Origin of the sequence: Mycobacterium liflandii, assembly GCF_022354805.1 — a bacterium.
In the GTDB taxonomy this organism is placed as follows: domain Bacteria; phylum Actinomycetota; class Actinomycetes; order Mycobacteriales; family Mycobacteriaceae; genus Mycobacterium; species Mycobacterium marinum.
The window spans coordinates 5,122,708-5,141,810 of sequence record NZ_CP023138.1 but is presented as its reverse complement, the minus strand read 5'-3'; the positions used below and the strand labels follow the sequence as shown (position 1 = coordinate 5,141,810).

At 64.5% G+C, this 19,103-nt stretch carries 17 protein-coding genes and 1 tRNA gene; 10 read left to right on the top strand and 8 right to left on the bottom strand.

The genetic code is table 11. The annotated features are described in order from the left end of the window. Positions 1-112 precede the first annotated feature (112 nt). Positions 113-739, top strand: a complete 627-nt coding sequence (locus CKW46_RS22780; RefSeq protein WP_012395703.1) for an Rv1289 family protein — start codon at positions 113-115, stop codon at positions 737-739. A gap of 40 nt (positions 740-779) precedes the next feature. On the opposite strand, the gene CKW46_RS22775 is transcribed toward CKW46_RS22780, so the two are convergent. From CKW46_RS22775 to CKW46_RS22755, 5 genes are all read right to left on the bottom strand, one after another. Beyond that, positions 780-2,282, bottom strand: coding sequence for a DUF2254 domain-containing protein (locus CKW46_RS22775; protein ID WP_482053462.1), 1,503 nt, complete (start codon positions 2,280-2,282; stop codon positions 780-782). 207 nt (positions 2,283-2,489) lie between these two features. Then, positions 2,490-2,825, bottom strand: coding sequence for a DUF732 domain-containing protein (locus CKW46_RS22770; protein WP_117437746.1), 336 nt, complete (start codon positions 2,823-2,825; stop codon positions 2,490-2,492). A 165-nt stretch (positions 2,826-2,990) separates the two neighbouring features. Further along, a complete protein-coding gene (locus CKW46_RS22765; RefSeq protein WP_482052437.1) occupies positions 2,991-4,577 on the bottom strand; it encodes an adenylate/guanylate cyclase domain-containing protein in 1,587 nt (528 codons plus the stop codon). 194 nt (positions 4,578-4,771) lie between these two features. Continuing rightward, positions 4,772-5,362 (bottom strand): TMEM175 family protein, encoded by a 591-nt coding sequence (locus CKW46_RS22760; protein ID WP_252872669.1) that lies wholly within the window; start codon positions 5,360-5,362, stop codon positions 4,772-4,774. Continuing rightward, positions 5,301-6,509 carry an EamA family transporter gene (locus CKW46_RS22755; RefSeq protein ID WP_240274635.1) on the bottom strand — a complete coding sequence of 403 codons (1,209 nt, stop codon included), beginning with the start codon at positions 6,507-6,509 and terminating at the stop codon, positions 5,301-5,303. Before CKW46_RS22755 ends, CKW46_RS22760 begins: the two co-directional genes overlap by 62 nt. 211 nt (positions 6,510-6,720) lie before the next feature. On the opposite strand from CKW46_RS22755, the gene CKW46_RS22750 reads away from it, so the two are divergent. Together CKW46_RS22750 and CKW46_RS22745 are read left to right on the top strand one after the other, a co-directional pair. Beyond that, positions 6,721-7,626 (top strand): LysR family transcriptional regulator, encoded by a 906-nt coding sequence (locus tag CKW46_RS22750; RefSeq protein WP_482052436.1) that lies wholly within the window; start codon positions 6,721-6,723, stop codon positions 7,624-7,626. A gap of 130 nt (positions 7,627-7,756) precedes the next feature. After that, complete coding sequence (locus tag CKW46_RS22745) at positions 7,757-8,269, top strand: PE family protein (RefSeq protein WP_117437742.1); 513 nt, start codon at positions 7,757-7,759, stop codon at positions 8,267-8,269. 9 nt (positions 8,270-8,278) lie between these two features. Here CKW46_RS22745 and CKW46_RS22740 read toward each other — a convergent pair whose 3' ends face one another. Further along, a complete protein-coding gene (locus tag CKW46_RS22740) occupies positions 8,279-8,926 on the bottom strand; it encodes a TetR/AcrR family transcriptional regulator (RefSeq protein WP_012395696.1) in 648 nt (215 codons plus the stop codon). A gap of 186 nt (positions 8,927-9,112) precedes the next feature. Between CKW46_RS22740 and CKW46_RS22735 the strand changes: the two genes are divergently transcribed. From CKW46_RS22735 to CKW46_RS22715, 5 genes are all read left to right on the top strand, one after another. Then, positions 9,113-9,532 carry a CocE/NonD family hydrolase gene (locus tag CKW46_RS22735; protein ID WP_499018296.1) on the top strand — a complete coding sequence of 140 codons (420 nt, stop codon included), beginning with the start codon at positions 9,113-9,115 and terminating at the stop codon, positions 9,530-9,532. Beyond that, positions 9,472-10,857, top strand: a complete 1,386-nt coding sequence (locus CKW46_RS22730) for a CocE/NonD family hydrolase (RefSeq protein WP_499018295.1) — start codon at positions 9,472-9,474, stop codon at positions 10,855-10,857. Before CKW46_RS22735 ends, CKW46_RS22730 begins: the two co-directional genes overlap by 61 nt. Before the next feature lie 50 nt (positions 10,858-10,907). Continuing rightward, positions 10,908-11,780 (top strand): haloalkane dehalogenase, encoded by an 873-nt coding sequence (locus CKW46_RS22725; RefSeq protein ID WP_252872671.1) that lies wholly within the window; start codon positions 10,908-10,910, stop codon positions 11,778-11,780. Continuing rightward, positions 11,761-12,132, top strand: coding sequence for a YciI family protein (locus CKW46_RS22720; protein ID WP_011741647.1), 372 nt, complete (start codon positions 11,761-11,763; stop codon positions 12,130-12,132). The genes CKW46_RS22725 and CKW46_RS22720 overlap by 20 nt, the downstream gene beginning before the upstream one ends. 65 nt (positions 12,133-12,197) lie before the next feature. Next, complete coding sequence (locus CKW46_RS22715) at positions 12,198-12,605, top strand: PPOX class F420-dependent oxidoreductase (protein ID WP_015356710.1); 408 nt, start codon at positions 12,198-12,200, stop codon at positions 12,603-12,605. On the opposite strand, the gene adhE is transcribed toward CKW46_RS22715, so the two are convergent. Further along, positions 12,571-15,240: a bifunctional acetaldehyde-CoA/alcohol dehydrogenase gene (gene adhE, locus CKW46_RS22710; RefSeq protein ID WP_482052435.1), complete on the bottom strand. Its 2,670-nt coding sequence runs from the start codon at positions 15,238-15,240 to the stop codon at positions 12,571-12,573. The genes CKW46_RS22715 and adhE overlap by 35 nt on opposite strands. A 503-nt stretch (positions 15,241-15,743) precedes the next feature. Between adhE and CKW46_RS22705 the strand changes: the two genes are divergently transcribed. Then, positions 15,744-16,154, top strand: a complete 411-nt coding sequence (locus tag CKW46_RS22705; RefSeq protein WP_482052434.1) for a PE family protein — start codon at positions 15,744-15,746, stop codon at positions 16,152-16,154. Between the two features lie 1,019 nt (positions 16,155-17,173). Here CKW46_RS22705 and CKW46_RS22700 read toward each other — a convergent pair. Further along, positions 17,174-17,249 (bottom strand) — tRNA-Arg (locus CKW46_RS22700). A 134-nt stretch (positions 17,250-17,383) separates the two neighbouring features. Here CKW46_RS22700 and argS point away from each other — a divergent pair. Then, entirely contained in the window at positions 17,384-19,036 is a 1,653-nt protein-coding gene (gene argS, locus CKW46_RS22695) for an arginine--tRNA ligase (RefSeq protein ID WP_117437750.1), read from the top strand. Positions 19,037-19,103 lie beyond the last annotated feature (67 nt).

Sequence of the window (19,103 nt, the reverse complement as noted above, 5' to 3'; positions counted from 1 at the left end):
ACGTCGCTGCCCATCGGTGTGGGCAGTGATTCGCCATCAGCGGCGACACGGTAATGGGCGTGGGGTGGGTGCAATATCGGGGTAACTGCCGGCGGCCGATACCCTTTTCGGCATGACCGTCGGTGCATCAGTCAAGCAGTCGCTCGAACAGTGGGACCGCAAAATGTGGGATGTGGCGATGCTTCACGCATGTAACGCCGTGGATGACACCAGCAGGAAGCGCTATCCCTCGCTCGGCGCCGGCACGCGCTTTCGGCGGGTGATCCGAGATGCGGTCGACATTTACGGTGTGATGGCCACCCCCGGGGTCGACCTGGAAAATACGCGCTTTCCGGTTGCGGTGAGATCGGACCTGACGCCCGAGATGCGCCCTGACATCGCGGACGTCCTGTACGGGATTCACCGTTGGTTGCACGGACACGATGAGGAATCGGCTACCGGGTTCGAAGTATCTCCGTACGTGAACGGGAGTGCGGCACTACGGGTCGCCAGTGACGGGAAGATCCAGCTACCGAAAACTGCCATCCTGGGGCTGTTGGCCATCGCGGTGTTTGCCCCGGAGAACAAGGGCGAAGTGATTCCCCCCGATTACCAGCTCAGCTGGTTTGATCATGTGTTCTTCGTCAGCGCGTGGTGGGGGTGGCAAGACCATTTCCGCGAGATCGTCAACGTGGACCGGTCATCGTTGGTCGCGCTCGACTTCGGCAACTCGTGGAGCGACTGGGCGCCGGTTGGGTAGCGCCAAGATCCCCCGCTGATCCGATCGGGGGTTGGTCAGCCTAGGAGCGGCCGGCCGGAGGCACCGCGCTGTGGCGGCCCAGGTCTCTGGGGTCTCTGGCCAACGACGCCGCGTTGGCTGGCGCGACCGTCGACGCTGCCGCCCGAGCGGCGGCCACTTGGCCGAACGCGGAGGACGGCGGCGCTAAGGTCCCAGGTCTGTCGACGACCTCGGTTGCCCGGGCGGCTGCGCCGAGCACCATGGCCCGGTCGGATTCGTCGGCGAATTCACGTTGGGCCGCCCGCACCACCAGGGCGATCTGGGTCTGCACGGCGGCCCGGCGCGCGGGGTCCGCGCAGTTTTGGGCAACGGCGCTCAACAGCTGTAGCAGCGCCGTCAGCACCAGCGGTTCACGCAACCCGTAGCGGCGGATCTGAGAACATCCGACGTGCAGATAGGCGGCAAAATCCGGTCTGACCAGCCACAGCAGCAGCTCCCCGGCGCGATCGCGGCGCACCGTGTCTCGCAGCGCACGGGACGCCAGCACCGACTCCACGGCCGAAAGGTGATGCACGACTTGAATTGCCGTGTACGGGTCGTTGACCGCTGGAGACAGGGCTCGCAGCGCGATGTCAACCAGCTGGCGCAGGCCAAACCGAACGTCCTGTTGCAGGGTGCGTTCGTAGCCGATGTGCAGGTGGCGCAGGCAGTCCTGCTGAAAGTTCGACCCCGCCGGGCTCGGCGGGCTGCTGCGGCGCCAGCACCAACCCAACAGGCCCCCGGCGGTGACGTAGTCGCCGACGAAAGTGACCAGCAGCACCGTGTGCCCACTGGCCGCCGCGGCCGCCACAATGTCGTGGGTGTCGACGATCTGCAGATAGCCCGATTGCGGGGCCAGCAGTGCAACCGCCTCAGCGGGAGGGGTTGGCGGTGTTTCCCTTCGCCGATCCGGGGTGTCCGGGCGAGGATACAAGTCGTCAATCAGCCCCAGTGTTCGCTGCCCGACGTTGTCCATGATCGTGTCCAGCTGGATCGAATGCATGAGGTGGTGCAGGAAGTAGATCAGCGCCCCGATACTGAGGAATGCCAGCGCCAGTGACCCGGTGACCGCGACCTTGGGAAGGAACGCGCTCCCGTCGGCGTGCTGGCCGACGGTGTGCAGCCCGCCGGTGCTGTAGGCGAAGGTGCAGGCGAAGATTGCCAGCACCATTTGGTTGGGCATGTCCCGCAGGAAGGTGCGCAGCAACCGCACCGAAAATTGGCTCGATGCGATCTGCAGCGACAGGACCGTCAGCGAGAAGACGATTCCGGTGGTGGTAATCATCGTGGCGGACACCACGATCAGTACGCCGCGGGCATCGCCGGCCGTGCCCTGGAACATCAACTTGTCGATCAGTGAGTCAGGCTTGACGGGAATCAGGGACAGGATGGCGCCGGATCCCAGGCCGACCACCACGCCGACTAGCGGTAGCACCCAGACCGTGCCCTGCAGGTAGTCCAGTATCGCTTTGCGGCGGCTGATCAGGCTATTTGCGCTCACCGATCCAGCATGCACCCGTCCGATAGCTCACGTGGAAGGTTTGCCGGAGTCATATGGCCGCAAGCGAGGGGGCGCACCGGCAGTTCGTTTCGCGAAAGTGCCCCGGTCTGGAATCGGGGCACGGCCCACGGTGACGGCCGGCTCGCTGGGCGGGTGGAGGTTGGGATTGCGGTCGACGGCGCAGACGAATGTGGGGACCCGTCGTCCGGGGTCCCCACACTGTGGTTGTTGCTAGCTCGAGGTGACGTATTCGGGGCAGTATGCCGAAGCGGCGTCAATCGCGAACGTCTTGGCGCCCTTGGAGCTCAGACCGGTCGACTCGGCGACCGCGTTGATGACCGTGGTGGGTGAGTTGCCTTCGTCGAGCGCGGTGCAGACGGCGTGTGCGTCGCTGATGGCGCGTGCCGCGCTGGGCGGTGTGATCCCGTCGGCTTGGATCTGGGCCAGGAAGGCGTCGTCGGTTGAGCCTGCGGTGGCGGTGGCGGCGAAGCCGAGTGCGGCCAGGCCCAGGCTGGCAGCGGTCAGGGTGGTTCCGGCCAGGGAGGCGGCGAAGCAGCGAGTGAACATTTTGGACTCCTTTGCTGATTTGATTGGTTAGCTCTTTGGCTTGACCTCAGAATCAGCGCGGCGTCTTTACGAATCCTCAATAACTTCTTGTCGAGATCGAGACATCGGGTGGACAGGCAGGATGAGCCCGTAATGCCGGAATCGGGGCGTGGTCGCTGAGCGCGACTACTCGTCTAGCTCGGCGGTTTCGATCGGCGTCGCTAACCGCGTGGGCTGGCCGAGTCCACGCAGCAGCGTCGAGTCGCCCAAACACCATTGGGCGCTGACGCTTTCGCTGGCTCCGGCAAGTGTTTCCGCCGATGCCAGTAGCCGGCCGGGGAACGATTTGGCCAGTTCACAGAGTCGGGCCGCCTCGTTCACCGGCTCGCCGATCGCTGTGTACTCGAACCGCTCGTTGGCGCCGACATTGCCGGCGACGGCTTGACCTGCCGCCACCCCGATCCCGGCCTGGCATTCGGGAACTTCGGCGGCCAGCCGGCGGGCGATGGCACGCGCGGCGGCCAGCGCCTGGTCTTCTGGCTGCTCGAGACGGTTCGGGGCGCCGAAGATCGCCAGTGCGGCGTCACCCAGGAACTTGTTCACCAGGCCGCGGTGGCGGTCCACTTCATCGACCACGATCGCGAAGAACCGGTTGAGTAGTTTGACCACTTCGGCGGGAGGCTGAGTGGTCACCAGCCGCGTGGAGCCGACTATATCGATGAAGACGACCGCGATGTGGCGATCCTCCCCGCCCAGCTTGGGGCGTTCGCGTTCGGCAGCGGCAGCGACTTCCCGCCCGACGTGCCTGCCGAACAGATCGCGTACCCGTTCACGCTCGCGCAGCCCGGCGACCATGGCGTTGAAACCGCGCTGCAGCTGGCCAAGTTCGGTTCCGTCGAACACCACCAAATCGCCCGGCAGATCGCCCATCTCGACGCGCTTGAGTGCCGCGCACACCACCTTGACCGGTGTCGTGGTGAGCCAGGACAGGATCCACATCAGCAGCAAGCCAAGCGCCAGCATTGCCGACGATACGATCACGACCGATATCGAAAACTCGGCTTGGCTTATTTGCCATAGTGATTCATCGAAGATCACCACCAGGGCCATGCCAATCAGCGGTACGCCCGAACCGGTGAGCCAGACGACTATCGTTCGGCCCCTGATCCCCGGGGCACAACGTAGCAGCGGTGGGCCTGCCGCTAACGCCATGGCTGCCACCGGGCGTAGCGCGAACTCGGTGAACATATAGCTGGCGGTGGTGACACCAAGATCGCAAAAGCTCAGTGCGAAAAGGAATCTCGGGATGAACATGCTGTTGGCCATGCCGTAGAGGGCGGTCAGCAGGATGGTGAAGGTTCCCCACACCAGGAGATGAAAGATGGCAAACCGAAATGGGGCCAGTAGCGTATTGCGCTGGTCGGTGGGGCTGGGTTCTCGTCTCTCGATTGCCCAGCGCAACATTTGCGTGGTTCGCCGGGTAAGCCAATAGCTGCCAAGGGCAAATGCAATCACGACGTAGGCCGGCATGACCGCGAAGGTGATCCACAAGGGGGCGTCTGACAACACGTGTGGTGCCGGCGCGGCCACGGTCGCCAGTACCAATCCGACGCAGATTCCAATGACGTTGGTGGCCGCAATGACAGCGGTCAACATGCCTTGGATGCGGATCCGACGGTCGCGCTGGCTTTCGTTCAGATCCCCGAGCAGCCAGGAACCGTAGGCCGGGCTTTCCAATAACGAGCCGTCGTGACGCGTCACCGTCTTCACCACCGAGTCCGCCTAGTCCACACTGTCTCATTGGCCAACATGGTGGCGTCAGCTTAGTTTATTCAGGTGCGTCTGAACGTGGCATTTTGGCCGTTGCGGCGAGAGGATGTCCCTACCGCGTCGATGATGACGGGTCCATCGACCAGCCCAGCCAGGACCGCTCACGGCGGCGATGGCAGTGACCCGGACGCCGGGGCCTAGGCACCGTTTTCGCCGGTATCGTCCTGCCGTCGGCCGCCGAGCGTCAAGATGCGCAGCGGGCGTATCAGCATCAGCGCCGAGAGCAAGAGGTAAAACGCCACGGCCACGCTCGGCAGCAGCAGCACCACCACTACCGATAGACCCATCAGTGCGCTGAACATCCAACGCGACTGGGCAATTTCGGCCAGCGTCGCGCGATCCTTCGCGCTGGACAGCTCGCTCTTGTAGCGACCGTAGCTGGCCAGGACGGCGCTTGCCGCTGTCGCCAGCGTCACGTTCACGCCGAACAAACCGACCGCCAGCCGCTGCCCCGGTCCGACGAGATAGTGGGACATCAGGGCGGAGCTGAATGGCAGGAATGTGACCAGGAGCAGCAACAACAAGTTCATCGTGTTGAACACCTCGTCCGCGGTCACCAGCGCAACGGTCAATCTGGTGTGCGCGAGCCACGAGCTGCCGATGAACACGAAGCTGACCAGATAGGCGAGAAAGGCCGGCCAGGACCGCAGCAGCGCCCCGCCAAGGTCATTGCTGGATTCCGGCACCTTCAGGTCCAGGACGAGCAGGGTGATGACGATGGCGTACACGCCGTCGGAGAATGCTTTGAGACGTGACGTGGGTAGCAGGCGAATGGTGCTCATCTGCCCAACGTGGCACATCTGTGGCCGAATGATTAGTGGCTGAGCCGGTTGCACCGAAGTGGGGTCCAACCTGGGCCGCCGACCGAATGGGTGCCTTCTCGCCGCGGCCGCCGTCGACTGGGTTGGCGCGGTGGCTTATTCGGGCGATCTTGTCACCAAAGCGCCCCGAATCTCCTAGGGATACATCGGCGTCCAGCCATTCGGCGGCAGGCGACGGAACACCCTCTCGCCCGGCCACGGGCTCGCGGCGCTGTGCCGTTTGAAGCCCGTTGCGAACCCGGGCGAGCGGGCGGCCCACAGCGCTGCCTTGCGCTCGATCGCGTGTTGGGGTCCGTTCCTTCGCGGAAGATGGCTCCGAGGCGGGCGATGGCTGGCTGAGGGTGCAGATGATGGATGCGGCGACAACCACAACCATCGCCAGCCCCCGGACCCAGCTGAGCGTCTGGCCCAGCAATATCCAGCCTGCGAGCCCGGCGACCACGGGTTCGAGACTGAGCAGCACGCCGAATGTGTGGGCGCTGAAGCGGCGCATCGCCGCGAATTCCAACGAGTACGGAAGCATCGACGACAGCACCGCGACCCCCAGCAGGGGGATCAGCTTCTCTGGTTGCCCGGTCAATGTGGGTACGGCGGGTATCCCGAAGGGCAGCACCACAATGGCTGCAATGAACTTGCTGACGGAAAGGGCTCCGTGACCCGTTTGCTGACCGGTGATGCGTTTGCCGGCCAAGATGTAGAGCGCCCAGAAGCATGCCGCGACGAGGGCGAAGGCTACGCCCGCCAGATCGGGACTCAGCGCTGCGGATTTCGAGCCGTCCCAACTGAGGACCACGATGGCGGCCGCGGCCGCCATCACGCAGCCGAGGTCGCGTGGGCGGCGGGAGAATGCCGCCGCGAGCATCAGCGGTCCAGCGAACTCGATGGTGACTGCGACACCGAGCGGGATGCGGGCGATCGCGGCAAAGAAGAAGCCGTTCATGCCCGCCAATGCCACCGCAAACAGCGCTGCTGATCTCCACTGTTGTCGGTCCCAGCCGAACGCGCGGGGCCGGTGGATTGCCATCAGCAAGGTGGCGGCAAACAACAGTCGCACGCCGGTGGTGAGCCCGGCGCCGAAGTGCGCCAGCAGCGGCGTCGCGATCGCCGCGCCCCAGCTGTAGTGAAATGCACGATCCCAGGATCATGAGAACGGGCAACGGTGTGCGTGACGCCATGCAATGAGCCTGTCAGGCCCAGATTGAATAGCCCAACGAATGATTCTGATCTAATCTAGTAAGCAAATGTGATGAATATGGGGTCGGCGGATGTTGAATTTGCAGCGGGTGGTCGTGCTGCACGAACTGCAGCGACGGGGCACGCTGGCCGCGGTGGCGAAGGCGCTTTCATACAGTCCATCGGCGGTCTCACAGCAGCTGGCGCAGCTCGAGCGCGAATGCGGGATGGCCCTGATCGAACCCGTGGGCCGGGGCGTGCGGCTGACCGATGCGGGTGAGGCGCTCGTCGAGCACACCAGGTTGGCGATCGCTACCTTGGAGCGGGCCGAGGCCCTGCTGGCAGCCAGCCAAGGGCGGGTAGCCGGTCGGTTGCGGGTCGCGGCATTTCAGACGTTGCTGCTCTCACTGCTGCCCAGGGTGCTTGATGCGCTGGCTCGCGATTACCCCAACCTGCGCGTCGAAGTCGCGCAGCGCGAGGCTGATGAGGCGACTTCGGGTCTGCTGGCCGGCACCTTCGATGTGGTGCTGGGGGAGGAGTATCCGGGCGGGCCGCTGCCGCCGAGCCCGAGTCTGGATCGCGTGGACCTGCGAACTGACGAGCTGTTTCTCGCGATGCCAAGGATCGGGCCCTGGAGCGACGCGACGACGCTGTCCGACCTGGAATACGCGTCGTGGGCCCTGGACCCAGAACCCACTGTGCCCGGCCGGTGGGCGCGCAGCGTGTGTCGCGCCGCCGGTTTCGAACCGGATGTGCGCTTCGACGGAGTGGATCTGCTGGTGCATCTGCAGATGGTGCAGGCAGGGCTCGCGGTTGCCATCTTGCCCGCCCTGCTCGGCCAAGACCGGATGCGCGGGGTGCGGCTTGCCCCGTTGCCCGCTTCGCCGAAACGCCAGTTGTTTACGTTGACCCGTACATCACGCACCGCCCACCCGGCGGTGGTGGCGTTTCGCACCGCGTTGGCCGAGGGCTTTGACGCGCAACATCAATACGACTGAAATTCAATCTTGCGTTCGTGCGGGTCAGGTGAAATTCGATTTTCCCACGTTGTGGTCGAAATCCGGCCTACGATTTCGGTGACGGATCGGCGGCCCATGGCTGGGCTGTCTGGTTTGCCGGGAGGTCGGAATGTCGTTTGTGATAGCAGAGCCGGAGTTGATGGCCGCGGCGGCAACGGATTTGGCGACTATCGGTTCGACACTGAGTGCGGCGCACCTGGCGGCGGCCCCAACCGCTGCGGTGCTGCCCGCCGCCGGCGACGAGGTGTCGGTGGGGATCGCGCAACTGTTCTCCGCCCACGCCCAGGACTATCAGACGCTGGCCGGGCAGGCGGCCGCATTTCATGAGCAGTTCGTTCAGAACCTTACGGCGAGCGCGACCTCGTATTTCGGCATTGATGCGGTGCTGGCCTCACTGTTGGACGGGTTGAAGACGATGGTGCGTTCGTTCGGGACCGCCGTGGAGGCCCAGATAGTCCGAGTCACCGGCACGGTGCTGATGGGACTGCTCACCTCGGCTCCCGAGAGTCTGTATCCCGCCCTGCTGGGCTTCATTTTGCTCAGCGCTGTCGCCGCCACGCTTCTTGTGGCCATGATCGAGGCGGTGACCCAGGTGCTTACCGGGCAAGTGGCTTTGATCTAGTCGCGCGACTCACGGTCTGCGTGTGCGTCGAGGACGTTGGGCGGGCGACTTCTTCGTGGGATGCAGGTCGCCGTCGATATAGCGCTGCAGGTTCGGCGTTATCGCCGCGAGGACTTCGGAATCGCTCATTGACGCGATTGGCTCGATCTGCCAGACGTACCGGGTCATGGCCAGGCCGATCAATTGACTGGCGATCAGCCCGCTTCGCGTGAGGCGGTCATCTTCGTCGGTGTCGAGCTGCGACACTCCGATCAAAGAACTCTCGACAATGCGTCGCAACTTCAGGCGGGTGGCGTCCTCATGCGCAGCCGTCAACAAAATGGCCCGCAGTGACGGGCCGATCTCGTCGTCTGCCCAGCTATCCAGGAGGGTCTGCAAGAGCCGGCGGCCCAGGTCGGCCTTCGGGGTGGTCCATGTCTCGGCGACCGTGTCGAGCCACCGTTGCGGTGGCGTGGTCGCTGCGTCGAGCAGCCCTTCCTTTGAACCGAAATAGTGATAGATCAGCGAAGGGTCGACGTCGGCGGCCCGCGCAACCGAGCGGACAGTGGTTCCAGCCGAACCGTTTTCAGCGAAGGAATCCCGAGCTACGGAAAGGATCTGGGCGGCGAGTACGCCCTTCTCGTCGCGCGGACCCGGCTTCACCCGTCTGCCACCCATCGTGAATCTGCCCCCTGCCCACGGCGCGGCAGTGCCGGCCGACGACAAACAAAGTTACCACTTGCGTTGAAATTATCCCGCAAGTACTGTGGTCATAGTCTCAACGAGTGATGAAACTAAAGCCGCAGGGCGGGAGGCCTCATGGCCGTGCAGAGCAGTGCTCGTCGGTTAGAAAAAGCATCCGGCTTGGGCAAGGGTGAGCGGCAACTCAACGGGCCGCAGACAACCGGCCGTGAATACGCCAATCTTAGTGAGCCGCAATACAACACGATGCGGGAGAACAATGTTGCGATCCCGGTGCGGGATGGCACCGTGTTGCTGGCCGATGTGCACCGGCCCGATGCGCAGGGCCGTTTTCCCGCCTTGATCGCCGCCTCGCCGTATCCGCGGCAAATCCAAGATCTCGGTGCCCCGATGGGGTTCATCGAGGCCGGCGTCACCGATTTCTGGGTGCCTCGGGGCTATGTCCACGTGATCGCGAACGTGCGTGGTACCGGGGGTTCGGGGGTACCTTCGGGTTCTTCGACGCCACCGAACGCCGTGACATGCACGATCTGGTGGAGTGGGCGGCCGCGCAGCCCTGGTGTGACGGCAACGTGGGGATGATCGGCATCAGCTACTTCGCCATGACGCAGCTGGAGGCGGCCGTGGAGCGGCCACCGCATCTGAAGGCCATCTTCCCAGTGGCGGCGACCACTGACCTCTACGAGGCTGCCGTGCACCACGGCCTGTTCAGCTCGTCGTTCGTCAGTCCGTTTCTGACGATGGTGGGTATTACGTCGGAACGAAGCGACGCGCTGTGGCGGGGCAAGCTGGTCGGGCTGGTCCGGCGGGTCCTCAACACCCCACGGCTGCATCAGAAGTTTGCGACCATGAACGGCGAAGCCGCCCTGACCATGCTGCGTCAATTGACCAAGATTCACCACAATCCGCGCCCGTGGGACCAGTTGTGGCTCTCGGCGGCGGTCGAGCATCCCACCCGCGATGAGTGGTGGGACGAACGCGATCTCAATCCTCTGCTGGACCGGATCGATGTGCCGGTATATCTGGGTTGCGATTGGCAGAACGTCCCGTTGCACCTTCCGTCTACCTTCGCGGCGTGGAAAGCGTTGGCGGACGGGCCCTCTACCCGGATGGGGATGCTCGGGGAGTTCGGCTTGACCTGGCCGTGGGAGAGTCTTCATCTCGAGGCGTTGGCGTGGTTTGACCATTGGCTCAAGAGCCGCGACACCGGGATCCTGGCCGGGCCGGCCATCCGCTACGTGTTGCCCGGCGCCGAGGGATGGCGGACCACCGAGACGTGGCCGCCGCCCGGCGTTGTCTACCGGGAATTTGCGCTGCGCGCTGACGGGCAACTCGGCGATGACGAGGGTGAGCCGGGCGCTCGTGAGTACCTGGTCCTCGGCGGTGGTTTGAATCGGGCCGCCGCCAGCGCGATCGATCCGCCCTCGATGCTCACCTGGACCAGTGCGCCGCTTACCCGGGACCTTGATGTAGTCGGCGATATCGAACTGCGTCTCGTTGCCGCGGCTACCGCAATGGACACCGCGTGGATCGCGACGCTGCACGAAGTTGCCCGAGACGGCACCGTATCCGACGTCACAGCCGGGTGGCTTCGGGCCAGCATGCGCCGCGTCGATGAGAAGGCCAGCCGGCGCGGCGCGCCTATCCTGCCGTGCCGCGAAATGGAGGCCGTACCCATCGGTGAGGATGTCGTCTACCGGATACCGTTGGTGGCCAACGCTCGACGGTTCAAGGCCGGCTGCCGCATTCGGCTGATCCTCACCAGCGACGACCAGGACCCGGCAACTCCGGCCATCATGAGCTTCCGGCACGCCAGTGTCGGCACCAGCAGCCGCAACACCATCCGTTCCTCGTCGCGGTTGCTCCTTCCAGTGTTGCCCGCCCAGTCGTCGGAGCTGCAGTCGTGACTGCCGGCCAGGGCAGCGGGGGAGCCCCTCGGGAAGCGGTCACCGGGCCGATGAAACGGGTCGACGTGCTCGACAGCGCGATGAGCTATATCGACGTGGGGCAGGGCGATCCCATTGTCTTCTTACACGGCAACCCGACTTCGTCCTACCTGTGGCGCAACGTGATCCCGCATCTCAGCGACGTGGGTCGATGCCTGGCGCCGGACCTGATCGGCATGGGGGCCTCCGGCACCTCTCCGACCTTCTCCTACCGGTTCGCCGACCATGTCCGGTACCTCGACGCGTGGTTCGAGGCCGTCGGGATTACCGAGAACGTGGTGTTGGTGGTGCACGACTGGGATTCGGCGCTGGGTTTCTACCGCGCGCTGCGCTATCCGGAGCAGATTGCCGGTATCGCTTACATGGATGCGCTCGTGCAGCCCAGGACCTGGGCGGGCTTCACGGACTATGAGCCCCTGATGCGGGCGCTGCGCACCGAACAGGGCGAGCGGATGGCTCTGGCGGAGAACGTCTTTATGGAGAAGGTGGTGCCTGGAGGTGTGCAACGCCAGCTGACCGAGGAGGAGATGGCCGTCTATCGCAAGCCCTACCCCACGCCCCAGAGCCGCATCCCCACGCTGCTCTGGGCCCGTGAGATCCCGGTCGAGGGTGAGCCGGCTGACGTGCAGGCGATGGTACAGGAGTATGCAGACTTCTTATCGCGCAGCGACATTCCGAAACTTCTCATAGTCGCGGAGCCGGGCGCAATCCTGCATGAAGGGGGCAGCGAGCTCGACTTCGCGCGCTCGTGGCCCAACCAGCGCGAAGTAAAGGTCGCCGGCCGTCACTTCCTGCAAGAGGACTCCCCGGACGCGATTGGCGCGGCCGTGCGCGCCTTCGTCCTCGACGTGCGCGAACGCCAAGATGGAGCCGACCGTGCCTGACCGACTCGAATCGCGCAAAGTCATCCAGGATTTCGGCCGCCCGGTTGGGTTGACGCTTTACGTGGTCACCTCGGTGGCGCAGGGATTGGACGCCGTGCAAGCGTATATCGAGGATCACCTCGGCTACCTGCGGGAGTTGGAAGACCGTGGCGTGCTCTTTGCCGCCGGCCCGTTGTGGACCGACGACGGCGATTACTTCGAAGGCGACGGATTGCTGATCTACCGCGCCGGCTCGGTGGTCGAGGCCCAGGCGATCGCTGACGCCGATCCCATGCACACCAGCGGAGCCAGGACCTATCGGATCAGGCCGTGGTTCGTCCATGACGGTACCATCGCGAACCGCCTCTCTTAGTGGCGCCATGACCGTTGATCTTTTCCGGGCCAAGTAATTTCTGCACTGTCCAGAAAGGCATTTCGATGAGTTTCAGTGATGATGAGGTCGCATTCATGAAGAGCCAGCCGCTGGCCAGGATCGCGACGGTCGACGATGACGGTCAACCCGATGTCGTCCCGGTCGGTTTCGAGTTCGATGGGACCTACATCAACATCGGCGGCTTTGAGCCATCGAAGACACGGCGCCACCACAACGTCTTGGACGGCAACAACAAGATCGCATTGGTCATCGACGATTTGGTGTCCACGCAGCCCTGGAGTCCCCGGTTTCTGCGTGTGTACGGCACCGCCGAGGTGGTAGCCGGTGATCAGCCGTATCTGCGGGTGACTCCGAAGATCTCGTGGAGTTTGAACCTGCGCGGCGAACCGGTGGCCAATGACGAATCATTGGCGCCGCCTAAACGGACCGTCCATCAACATCCCCGGGCTTGATCGGCGCCAGGGCCGGCTCCCCAACGCCGGTGTCACCGTAGTAGCCCAGCCGAAGCAAATCGGTGATCTCGCTGACCAGCGGCATCCGCGGGTTGGTGCGGTTGCTGAGGTCCTCGAACGCGGTCATCGCCAGCGTCGGCAGCGCGGCCAGGAATCCCTGCTCGTCAACCCCGAATTCCCGCAGCGATCTCGGCATGTCCAGTCGGTCCAGCAGATCGTCGACCCCTGCGAACAATCGCTGGCGGCTGTCGTCGGGAAGATGGCCACCAAACACCAGCTGGCCGAGTTGCGCGTATTTATCCGGTGCGATGTACGCCGAATATCCAGGCGCGGGCATGAACTTGGTAGGCAGACTTGCGTTGTAGCGCAGCACGTGCGGCAGGAAGATGCCGTTCGCCCGGCCATGGGGGACCGAGAATTTCGCACCAACGGCGTGGGCGAGGGCATGATTGGTCCCGACGAAGGCATTCGAGAAGGCCAGGCCGGCAAGCGTCGCCGCATTGGACATGCTCGTTCGGGCGGACAGATCGTCGGGATCGTCGTACGCCCTGGGCAGGGCATCGAAGATCAGCCGTACCGCCTGGGCGCACAACGCATCCGTGTAGGGCGAGGCGAAGATCGACACGATCGCCTCCAGCGCGTGGGTCAGCGCGTCGATGCCGGTGTCCGCGGTCAGCTTCTGCGGCATTGACGAGGTCAGCACCGGGTCCACGATCGCCAGGTCGGGGACCAAGCTGTAGTCGACGAGCGTCTCCTTCTTCCCGCCAACGGTCAACACCGCCGCCGGCGAAACTTCCGACCCAGTGCCCGATGTCGTTGGGACAGCAACGAGTTGGATGCGATGACGGTCGGTCGGATAGTCAGCCACCCGCTTGCGTGGGTCGAGGAAGGGCATCGTCAAAGCGTCGAGGCTTTTCTCCGGGTGCTCGTAGAACAGCCGCATCGCCTTGCCGGCGTCGAGCACCGAACCGCCGCCGATGGCGATCAGCAGATCGGGCTGCACCCGCTGCATGAGCGCGACACCGCGGCGGATGGTCGTCTCGTCGGGCTCGGGTGTCACTTCGCTGAACACCTGCACGTGCTGGGCGCGCAACTTGCCACGCAGCGCCTCCACCACGCCGCGCTCCTCGGTCAGTGCGTCGGTTACCACCACGACGGTCTCGCAGTCGAGCTCGCGCAGATTGTCCAGTGCCCCTTCGTTGAAGTAGGTGTTGGACGGCACGCGGAACCATTGCGGCGGCGTGCGCCGCCGCGACACCGTCTTGATGTTGAGCAACTGGCGATAGTTGACGTTCTCGGTGGTGCTCGATCCGCCCCAGGTGCCACAGCCCAGCGAGAACGTGGGTGTCAGATTGTTGTAGACCCCGCCGAGCGCTCCGACCGCGGTTGGCGCGTTGACCAGGATGCGGCCGGTGCGAACCGCCAACCCGTATGCCTCGATGACGTCGTCGTCGTTGGCGTAGATCGCCGAGGTATGGCCCAACCCGCCGTGCTCGGTGACCAAGACGGCGGCGTCGATGCCGTGCTGCACACTGCGCGCGCGCACCACCCCGAGCACCGGCATCAGCTTCTCCTGCACCAGTGGGTGGGCGGCGAGTTCGTCCAAGTCCGACGGCAACTGCGCCAGCAGCACTTTCACCGTGGGAGGCACGCTGCATCCGGCCCGGGCGGCCAGTTCTGGCGCCTTCTGCCCGACCGCATCGAAGGAGACCTTGTCGCCACAACCAAACGCGAACTCGGCCACCGCCTTCGCCTGGTCGGCGGTGAGCAACTGGGCCCCCATCCGCTCGAACTCGGCGATCATCTCGTCGTAGATCTCGTCGTCGATGATGCAGGTCTGCTCGGCCGGGCAGATGACCGATGAGTCAAACGTTTTCGAGATGAGTATGTCGACCACCGCGCCCTTGAGGTCTGCGGTCTTGTGAATGTAGATCGGCGCATTCCCAGGACCGACACTGAGCCCCGGCTTTCCTGCCGAGTTCGCCAACGCGACGATCTTTGGCCCGCCGGTCACCCAGATGAAGTCGACCTTCGGGTGTTTGAACAAGTAGTGCGTCACCTCGTGAGCGGCATCGGGGATGACCTGCAGCGCCCCGGGAGGCATCCCGGCCGCTTCGGCCGCGGTGCGCAGGATCTCGATGCTTTGTTCGCAGCAGCGCACCGCATACGGTGACGGTCGGAAAAGAATGGCGTTGCGGGTCTTTGCGGCCACGATCGCCTTGAACAACACCGTCGAGGTCGGGTTGGTCACCGGGGTAATGCCGAGCACCACCCCGATCGGTTCGGCCACATAGACGATGTTGTGCTCGACGTCCTCGTCGATGGCGCCCACCGATTTCTTGCCGCGCAGATAGTCGTGCAGGAATTCGGTGGCCACATAGTTCTTGACAACCTTGTCCTCGAAGACGCCGAAGCCCGTCTCCTCGATCGCCACACCGGCCAGTTCGCCGGCCGCGCGCACCCCGGCCCGCACCATCGCCTCGACGATCGCGTCGACCTGCTGCTGGTCAAGCTTGCGGAAGGCGCGGGCCGCCTCAGCGGCGGCATCAACAATGGCGTCGATTTCGGCGGTGCGTAGATTGTCGATCGCGGGTGCTTCGACGGGGGAGGCGGACTCGGTTGGTGTCGTTGTCATGATCGGGTCCTCAAGCCGGGAAGAGGCGCGGTGTGCCTCGCGGATGAGCCGATGCTACGCATCCGTGGTCAGGCCTAACGAGGGTCCGAAGGCCCTACGTTGGGGGTACTAATGGGCTGATCGGACGGGGCGGGTGGGGACCGCACTGTCGGAGCCGAATGCCTGCGCGCCGCTGGCACAGCGCCCTGATCGAATCACGCACGTCGCCCGCTCGCTGCATCAGGCCCTACGGATTTCACTATCAGGGGTGATGGCGGTCATGCCACGCATGGTGCGAATGGCGTGCCTCAAGACATCCGAATCGGGTCATTGCGTGACTGCCGGTGGGTGTCGAATGCTCTCCTGGTTGTCGCTGCCGTCATCGTCGAGGGCCACACCCGGTCCGAGGTGCTGGCCTGTCATCGGGCAGAAAAGTTTGCTGCAAGGGCCTGCTGGGCTGCCGGCTTGGTGTGATACTGGCCCCTGGCCGATGGATCAAACCACGATTGGGTGGGAGGGCCGATATGTCAGATGTAATGGTGGCCCCGGAACTGGTGGCGGCCGCGGCCAACGATTACGCGAAGATTGGCGTGTTGCTGGGCGAGGCGCATGCGGCTGCGGCCGCCTCGACGGTCGAGTTGCTGCCCGCGGCCGCCGACGAAGTGTCGGCCGGCATCGCGCACCTGTTCTCCGAGCATGCCGAGGACTATCAGAAGGTGGCCAGCCAAGCGGTGGCTTTTCACGATCGGTTTGCCGCGCAGGTGAACGCCAGCGCCGGTGGGTATGCCAGCGCGGAGGCCGCCAACGCCGTCTCGTTGCAGGCTTTGTTCGATAACCCGCATCTTGTCGTGGTCGCCGCGGGAACCGCCGTCTCCAACGCTTTGTCCGGCCTGTCGGCGGGCGTGAAATCGGCTTGGGATCTGTTGTGGCGGTAAGGCGGCCAGTATGTGGCAACCGCGTTGGCTCAGGTGGCGTCCAGTGCCCTATTTTTCTTGCTGATTGCGTTTGTCGGACTCTATTCGCTGGTGAATGGGCGTCCGTACGTGTTTATCTAGCCCGGCGCGTGCTGATGTCTCGAGACGGCTTCTGTGTCGTCGAATGTCAGGGTGGCGCCCGGTGCGCACCGGCTGCGGCAACAAAGTGCTCTCGGGTGCGGTCGCCGGTCGGGATGGCCTTCTGGCGCTGGTGACCTGCTCTAGCTTGGGGAATTGTTACGTAGCTTCGAGTACACCGCTGTGGGGATTAGGACCAGTAGCACAAGGCTGCCAACGGTCCCCCACAGCGATCCCCGTATTGCGTTGGCGATTGCACTGACAGCCAGTAGAAGCCAGGCAAAACCCATGATTGCGACGTAGCGACGCGCGTGCAGCACGCCTGGCCGAAGTCGGGCGAACCCTGCGATGGCGCCGGCTAGGCATGCGGCGACGACCGCGACTGCGATGACGAGGTATGTGGTGCTATTTGGTGGCACAGTTGATCAATCCTGCTCCTGATCCGGCAACGCCGAGTAGCGCCCAGTCTGCGGGGCCAGCCGACGACGGCCGGGTTGAACGCGACCGGGTCAGCGTGCAGCAGCACCCACGCCGCGCCCGCGATTGCGGCTCCGGTGAACGCTGCCCATCCGCGGCGGGCCACAGCACTCTTCCCGCAGGTTGGCGGTCTTTCGCGTGTCGCAGCGGCCGCGAGGACGGCTCCGTACTCGTCCGGTAGGCCAAGTCGTAGCCGCCGGACACCGAGCACACCAGGGCGGCGCAACGGCTCGCGTGCCGTCGGTGCTGCAGAGCGTTGTTGAGCGCGGTGTGCGCCTCGGTCGGGGTGGTGGTGTTGTGCGTCATTGGAGCCTTCCGCCAGTGCTGCACTTGCTGAAACCAGACGGATTGGATTCCGAAGTGCACGCCGGGGCGCTCGATGTTTAGGCGGGCGGCCGAAAACGGCTTCTAGTTGCCTAAGCCCGTGGTGCCCCCGGCAGGATTCGAACCTGCGGCCTTCTGCTCCGGAGGCAGACGCTCTATCCCCTGAGCTACGGGGGCGCATCGACTGCATATTGCTTCGCGCTGCGCCATAGGGCATGAACAAGCTCCGCCAGACTAGCGCATCGCGGTGACTGCGTTGCCACCGCTATCGATTCGGGGTGCGAGCACCTCAGACCATACGATGGACGATCGTGACCCCCGCCGACCTGGCTGAGCTGCTCAAAACCACCGCTACCGCGGTGTTGAGCGAACATGCCCTCGACACGTCTGCTCTGCCTCAGACCGTTGTGGTGGAGCGGCCGCGCAATCCCGAGCACGGCGACTACGCCAGCAATGTGGCCCTGCAACTCGCCAAGAAGGTCGGTGCTAACCCTCGTGAGCTGGCCGGATGGATCGCCGAGGCGCTGACGAAGGCCGACGGCATCGCCTCTGCCGAGGTGGCCGGACCGGGCTTCATCAACCTGCGCCTCGAGACCTCGGCGCAGGCCAAGATCGTCAACGCGATCATCGACGCCGGTTCGGGCTTCGGGCACTCCGAGCTGATGGCCGCGCACAAGGTCAACCTGGAATTTGTTTCGGCCAACCCGACCGGACCCATCCACATCGGGGGGACCCGCTGGGCCGCGGTTGGCGACGCCCTGGGCCGGCTGCTGTCCACGCAGGGCGCCGACGTGGTGCGCGAATACTATTTCAACGACCACGGCGCCCAGATCGACCGATTCGCCAACTCCCTGATTGCCGCCGCCAAGGGTGAGCCGACTCCCGACGATGGCTACGCGGGTACCTACATCAACGACATCGCCGCGCGGGTGCTGCAAAAGGCGCCCGACGCGCTGAGCCTGCCCGACGCCCAGATGCACGAGACGTTCCGTGAGATCGGCGTCGACCTGATGTTCAGCCACATCAAAGAGTCCCTGCACGAGTTCGGCACGGATTTCGACGTCTATACCCACGAAGACTCGATGCACAGCACGGGGCGGGTTGATCAGGCCGTCGCGCGGCTGCGTGAGACCGGCAACATCTACGAAAAAGATGGCGCAACGTGGTTGCGCAGCAGTTCTTTTGGTGACGACAAGGACCGTGTCGTGATCAAGAGTGACGGCAAGCCGGCCTATATCGCCGGTGACCTCGCGTATTACCTGGACAAGCGGGAACGTGGCTTCGATCTGTGCATCTACATGCTCGGCGCCGATCACCACGGCTACATCGCCCGGCTCAAGGCCGCCGCAGCTGCCTTCGGCGAGGATCCGGCCACCGTCGAAGTGCTGATCGGACAGATGGTCAACCTGGTCCGTGACGGTCAGCCGGTCCGGATGAGCAAGCGCGTCGGCACCGTGATCACCCTCGACGATCTGGTCGAGGCGATCGGCGTGGACGCGGCGCGCTACAGCCTGATCCGCTCCTCGGTGGACACTCCCATCGACATCGACCTGGCGCTGTGGTCCTCGGCGTCGAATGAGAACCCGGTCTACTACGTGCAGTACGCGCATGCCCGGCTCTCGGCGCTGGCCCGCAACGCGGCCGAACTCGGGTTGATCCCGGACACCGACCATCTCGAGCTGCTCAGCCACGAGAAGGAGGGCGTGCTGCTGCGCACCCTCGGCGATTTCCCGCGGATGCTCAAGGCCGCTGCCTCACTGCGGGAGCCGCACCGGGTGTGCCGCTACCTGGAGGACCTGGCCGGTGACTACCACCGGTTCTACGATTCCTGCCGGGTCTTGCCGCAGGGAGACGAGGAGCCCACGCAGCTGCATACCGCGCGCTTGGCCCTGTGTCAGGCCACGCGGCAAGCCATCGCCAACGGTCTGGGAATTCTCGGAGTGACTGCCCCGGAGAGAATGTGAACGTCCACCCAGCCGGCCCTCGGCACGCCGAAGAGAGCCGCCACCCGGAAAGCCCGCAGCGGCCGCA

Coding starts and splice junctions, on each gene's coding strand:
- CKW46_RS22750 (WP_482052436.1), top strand. CDS start 6,721: ATGTTGAATTTGCAGCGGGTGGTCGTGCTGCACGAACTGCAGCGACGG.
- CKW46_RS22730 (WP_499018295.1), top strand. CDS start 9,472: ATGCACGATCTGGTGGAGTGGGCGGCCGCGCAGCCCTGGTGTGACGGC.
- CKW46_RS22720 (WP_011741647.1), top strand. CDS start 11,761: ATGGAGCCGACCGTGCCTGACCGACTCGAATCGCGCAAAGTCATCCAG.
- CKW46_RS22745 (WP_117437742.1), top strand. CDS start 7,757: ATGTCGTTTGTGATAGCAGAGCCGGAGTTGATGGCCGCGGCGGCAACG.
- CKW46_RS22725 (WP_252872671.1), top strand. CDS start 10,908: ATGAAACGGGTCGACGTGCTCGACAGCGCGATGAGCTATATCGACGTG.
- adhE (WP_482052435.1), bottom strand. CDS start 15,240: ATGACAACGACACCAACCGAGTCCGCCTCCCCCGTCGAAGCACCCGCG.
- CKW46_RS22780 (WP_012395703.1), top strand. CDS start 113: ATGACCGTCGGTGCATCAGTCAAGCAGTCGCTCGAACAGTGGGACCGC.
- CKW46_RS22705 (WP_482052434.1), top strand. CDS start 15,744: ATGTCAGATGTAATGGTGGCCCCGGAACTGGTGGCGGCCGCGGCCAAC.
- CKW46_RS22740 (WP_012395696.1), bottom strand. CDS start 8,926: ATGGGTGGCAGACGGGTGAAGCCGGGTCCGCGCGACGAGAAGGGCGTA.
- CKW46_RS22715 (WP_015356710.1), top strand. CDS start 12,198: ATGAGTTTCAGTGATGATGAGGTCGCATTCATGAAGAGCCAGCCGCTG.
- CKW46_RS22770 (WP_117437746.1), bottom strand. CDS start 2,825: ATGTTCACTCGCTGCTTCGCCGCCTCCCTGGCCGGAACCACCCTGACC.